This is a genomic window from Streptomyces sp. WM4235, assembly GCF_001279725.1.
GTDB lineage: Bacteria > Actinomycetota > Actinomycetes > Streptomycetales > Streptomycetaceae > Streptomyces.
In genome coordinates this window covers 1-3911 of record NZ_LGDE01000116.1, presented here as the reverse complement: position 1 = coordinate 3911, position 3911 = coordinate 1, and the positions used below count along the sequence as shown (strand labels likewise).

The window sequence follows — 3911 nt, the reverse complement described above, 5'->3', positions numbered from 1 at the left end:
GAAGGGGACTTCCTCGACACCGACAAGGCACTGATCGACGAGCTCAAGCGCCAGCTGCGGGACCTCGACCTCATCGCCGCGCGTTCGGCGGAACTGCGTCACGCCAAGTTCGGACTGCCCATCGACACGTCCATCCGACTCCGCGGCGAGCTGCGCACTCCTCTTTCCAGCCGGGACTGACCGGGAGAAATTTCCCGTCAGGGCCGCCGGCCACCGAACGCCGCCGACTCGGCACCGGACCAACCCGAGGCGACAACCCCGAGTTGTCGCCCGGACCACGCGCCCGCCCGGCCGCCGAGCAACTCCCCACCGCCCAGGCCGCCGTCGCCCGGCCCGCCCGCACCAGCGGCCGCCGCGCCCTCGGCACCGGACCGGTGACCGACGAACGGTGACTCACCGGTGACTGCCGGCCGAGGACCGGTGACCGGCGACCGACGACCGGTGACTCACCGGTGATTGCCGCCGGGGACCGGTGACCGGTGAGTGAGCCGGTGACCGGCACACCAGGACCGGTGACTGGTGACCGGTCACCGGCCGGCGGGCGGGTTCTCCGCCCAGGAGTGATGCCCGGGCACCTATCGGCCGACGACGTCCCCGTCGACCCGCAGCAGCTCGTCGTCCTGGAGACCGAGGCCGCCGCGATGGCGTAACCCGGCCCCTGGGCAAGCCCGCGTGGAGGGCTTGCCCAGGGTCGCCTTGCGCTTGCCCAGGGAGCTCAGGCCTGCCCGGTGGCCGGCTCCCACAGCGGGTGGGCACGGCCCGTCAGGAAGTAGTCGGCGTGCCTCCGACCCCCTCCTTGAGCCTGTGACCTGCCTGTTTGGTGTTCCGCGGCGTGAATGGAACGGGACGCGAAACGGGACCTCAAAGGAGACCCGGAACGGGACTCCAAAGAGGACCCGGAACGGGACCCCCGTCAGCCATGGCCCCGCGCCCGGATCACGGTGGCGAACTGCTCACGGGCGGGGCCAAGGACATCAGCGGGTTCGGCCGGGGCGGAAGCGGGAGAGCCAGCCGCCGGCCTTCTGCTCGGGCAGGGCCTGCTCCTGCTCCTGCTCCTGCTGCGTCAGTGACAACTGACTCCATAGGTAGGTCAGTTCTGACTCCGTTCAGGGGTCTCAGGAGCAAGATCTGAATGTGAGAAGTGACTCCACCTCGGACACGTGAGCGGCCAATGCTTCGGCCGTTCTGGAAGGTGGTCGACCTCTCGGACTGGTAGATCAAGCCGGTCCGAGCTGTGGCGGTAGGGCTCGCGACGCCCCGCCTTGGCGAGCGTGAAAGCATGCGGCCATGCCCATCCCACACCCCAATGGCCACTACGCGATCACCGCGATGTACTCCGTAGCCGATGACGCCTGGTACTTGGAACTGGAGCTTGCCGCCGAGCAACTCCACCTTGTGACCGCAGTCGTCCCCGACGAGGATCCTGCACGAGAACCGACGGTGTGCTTCGATCCTCGCGGGCGTCACCTGGAAGTTCCCTACGAGGTCATGCGCTGGTTCATGGACCAAGTCGACGAAGAGATCCGTTCGTCTCGTGCCTGGATGCAACTACGGCCCGAGCTCGTTGAGGTCATTTACCGACTGCGCCAGGAATACACGGGACTCATTGACGATGAAGACTTCCCTCAGGTCCTGGCTGAGATACGTGCCGCACTTCCGGAAGCGGATCTCCCCGCTGTTCTTTCGGCGGCCTTCGGGTTGAATCCAGACGGCACCACCGTGGACCATCCGCACGTGCCTGCCGATGGCCAAGGAGACAACTCTGGCCCCGTGAACGGGACAAACGTCAGCTTGTGACCGCCGCGGCGGCTTCGGCGCGGGCCCGTGTGACGGCCAGGCGGTAGGAGTCGGTTCCGGTTTCGATGATGTTGCCGCCGAACGTGAGGCGGTCGACGATGGCCGCGCAGAGTCGGGGGTCGGTGAAGGTTTTCGTCCAGCCTCCAAACGATTCGTTGGAGGCTATCGCCACAGAGCTCTCCCTCCGGGCCTTCGATTTCGATGCCAACCCGGCCACCGGGAACGAGCGAGCGTCGAGCAGCGCGAGCGCGTGGCCGACCTCGGCATCGACTGGACGCGCCAATCGGAAAAATCAGTCCCTAAAGTCCCTGACAAAGCAGGGTTATTGATGACTAATCATCCGGATACTCGGCGGTCCTCAGACCGAGAAATCGCACCCGGGCACGAACGCGCGGACCGCCACCGGGTGATGGCGGTCCGCGCTGGAGGTCGTCGGAGCTGAATGCAGAAGCTGCCGGTGCTTATGTGCGCCTTCCGTGCCGGTGCCGGTCCGCACCGATCTTGACGACTCGATCCACCAGGTCCTTGTTCCTGAGGTGGAGAAGGTTGATGGTGGAATCGTCCTCACTGCCCACGGCACCGAGGATTTCCCCTCTCCCGGGTTCGCTGGAGATGAGATCCTCATCGCTGCCCTCGCGGCCGATGTCGAGGATGTCGGCCGAGGCGGGAACGGCAGCCAGGAGCAGGGCCGCGACAGCGAGCGTGGAGGAAGTAACGATCTTCATGCCCGACCAACGAGGAGGCCGGCAGCAGGATGCGCCGGTCAGGCGGCCGTCGTAGTCGGACCCTGACCGAACCGGGGTACGTCCTCGGCTGTGACGTCCAGGCGCAACCGCTTGAACCGGACCCTGCCGCCATCCACCGGGCGGGGCCATGGGCATGACCGAGGGCGGGCCGGTGGTTGCCGGTCAGCCGTGGGGGTGCCGGCCCCCGAAGCGGGCCAACAGAGCGCGAGTCCCATCCACCGACAGACCGAGATCGACGGCCACCCTCTTTGGGTCCTGGTCCCGTGCATCGTGGGCCGGCCAGTACGCGGTGCGCTGTGCGATGAGTTCCAAGGTGCGGGCGGCTTTGAGAGCGGCGGTCGGTGAGTCCTGGGCGAGGTTCTCGATCGCGGCGGTGATGGTCTGGAAGAGGGCTTCCAGCGCGGTGGGGAGGGGGATCGTGGCGGTGGCGACGTCGCGGAGGTGGGTGTCCCAGTCCTCCTCGCACCGATCCGCGGTGGGCAGACCGCTCTCGTGGAACGGGGCCTCCCCCACTGTCGTCCAGTCGACGGTGTGCCCGGTTCCGGTCCAGCCGCAGGAGCACTCCGCGCGCAGCAGGTGTGCCTTCGGGCGCGGTTGGTAGGTGCCGGCGCCGTCGTAGACGCTCCAATGGCTCACCTCCCAGCCGGAGCTGCCCGACGCCGAATCGAAGTAGACCGGCTTCGGGACCGACCCGTCATCGAGGAGCACACCCACCCGGCCCTCGTGCGACCGCCCGTACTCATCCGACGTCCACGTCTCGTCCGTCTCCACAAACACCTCCAACACCGTCCCACCGGGCCGTGGTCCGCGCCCCCGGGGACGACGATCCCGCACCCCGGGGTGCACGCGGGGCCGGAACCGGCGAGTTGACTCCGAACCACGATGAAGACCCCGGCAGGAAGCGGACCGGTGAACCGCCCGCCGCCGGCTCCGCACCGGGCCGGCAATCAGCGGTGATCTTCAGGGGGACATCGCCCGCCGTGTCACGGGACCGGGCCCTCGACATCGCCCGCGCCGGGGGCGTGGAGCGCCCGGCAGCGCTGGGTGACCGGGGCTGGGCATGGGTGTGTGCCGGGCGGCTGGCGCACTGCCCGGCACACGACCATCACGGGTTCGGCTGCCGCCCGTTCACAGGCGGCGGACCGAGAGCCTGGTCAGCGGCGGCGGCCCCAGGACTCGGTGTCCACGGTCCGGTTGCGGTCGTCGCGCAGGGTGGCGGTATCGGCCCGGTTGTCCCAGACGTGGTCACGCTTGCCCTGGAACAGGTCCGTGCGGGTGTCGCGGCCGGATCCGGTGTGGATCCGGATGGTGGCGCGGCCGCCGATGCGGGTGTCGTTGAAGCGGTACCGGTTGCCGTCGGAGTCACGC

6 protein-coding genes and 1 pseudogene are annotated in these 3911 nt (G+C 68.4%); 3 read left to right on the top strand and 4 right to left on the bottom strand.

Going from position 1 to position 3911, the window contains the following annotated elements; all coding sequences use genetic code 11:
- The 3 genes from ADK55_RS12170 to ADK55_RS12165 all read left to right on the top strand — a co-directional run.
- The coding region (locus ADK55_RS12170) for a hypothetical protein (protein ID WP_053677945.1) at positions 1-180 on the top strand (180 nt) is incomplete at its 5' end.
- An 83-nt stretch (positions 181-263) separates the two neighbouring features.
- The gene (locus tag ADK55_RS40440; RefSeq protein ID WP_267887343.1) at positions 264-392 is read left to right on the top strand and encodes a hypothetical protein; all 129 of its coding nucleotides are present in this window, start codon (positions 264-266) and stop codon (positions 390-392) included.
- A gap of 895 nt (positions 393-1287) precedes the next feature.
- Positions 1288-1797 (top strand): hypothetical protein, encoded by a 510-nt coding sequence (locus ADK55_RS12165; RefSeq protein ID WP_234350012.1) that lies wholly within the window; start codon positions 1288-1290, stop codon positions 1795-1797.
- On the opposite strand, the pseudogene ADK55_RS12160 reads toward ADK55_RS12165, so the two are convergent.
- The 4 genes and pseudogenes from ADK55_RS12160 to ADK55_RS12145 all read right to left on the bottom strand — a co-directional run.
- Positions 1787-1972, bottom strand: a pseudogene (locus tag ADK55_RS12160) (ATP-binding protein); the annotation flags it as partial. The gene ADK55_RS12165 and the pseudogene ADK55_RS12160 sit on opposite strands and share 11 nt — an antisense overlap.
- A 286-nt stretch (positions 1973-2258) precedes the next feature.
- Positions 2259-2522, bottom strand: a complete 264-nt coding sequence (locus tag ADK55_RS12155) for a hypothetical protein (protein WP_053677941.1) — start codon at positions 2520-2522, stop codon at positions 2259-2261.
- 183 nt (positions 2523-2705) lie between these two features.
- Positions 2706-3320 (bottom strand): hypothetical protein, encoded by a 615-nt coding sequence (locus ADK55_RS12150; protein WP_234350011.1) that lies wholly within the window; start codon positions 3318-3320, stop codon positions 2706-2708.
- Positions 3321-3697: 377 nt separating this feature from the next.
- A partial coding sequence (locus tag ADK55_RS12145) for a lamin tail domain-containing protein (RefSeq protein WP_199826498.1) occupies positions 3698-3911 on the bottom strand: 214 nt, incomplete at its 5' end.

Bases quoted from the DNA above. Each gene is read 5' to 3' on its own strand.
- ADK55_RS12155 (WP_053677941.1), bottom strand. From the start codon at position 2,522: ATGAAGATCGTTACTTCCTCCACGCTCGCTGTCGCGGCCCTGCTCCTG.
- ADK55_RS12165 (WP_234350012.1), top strand. From the start codon at position 1,288: ATGCCCATCCCACACCCCAATGGCCACTACGCGATCACCGCGATGTAC.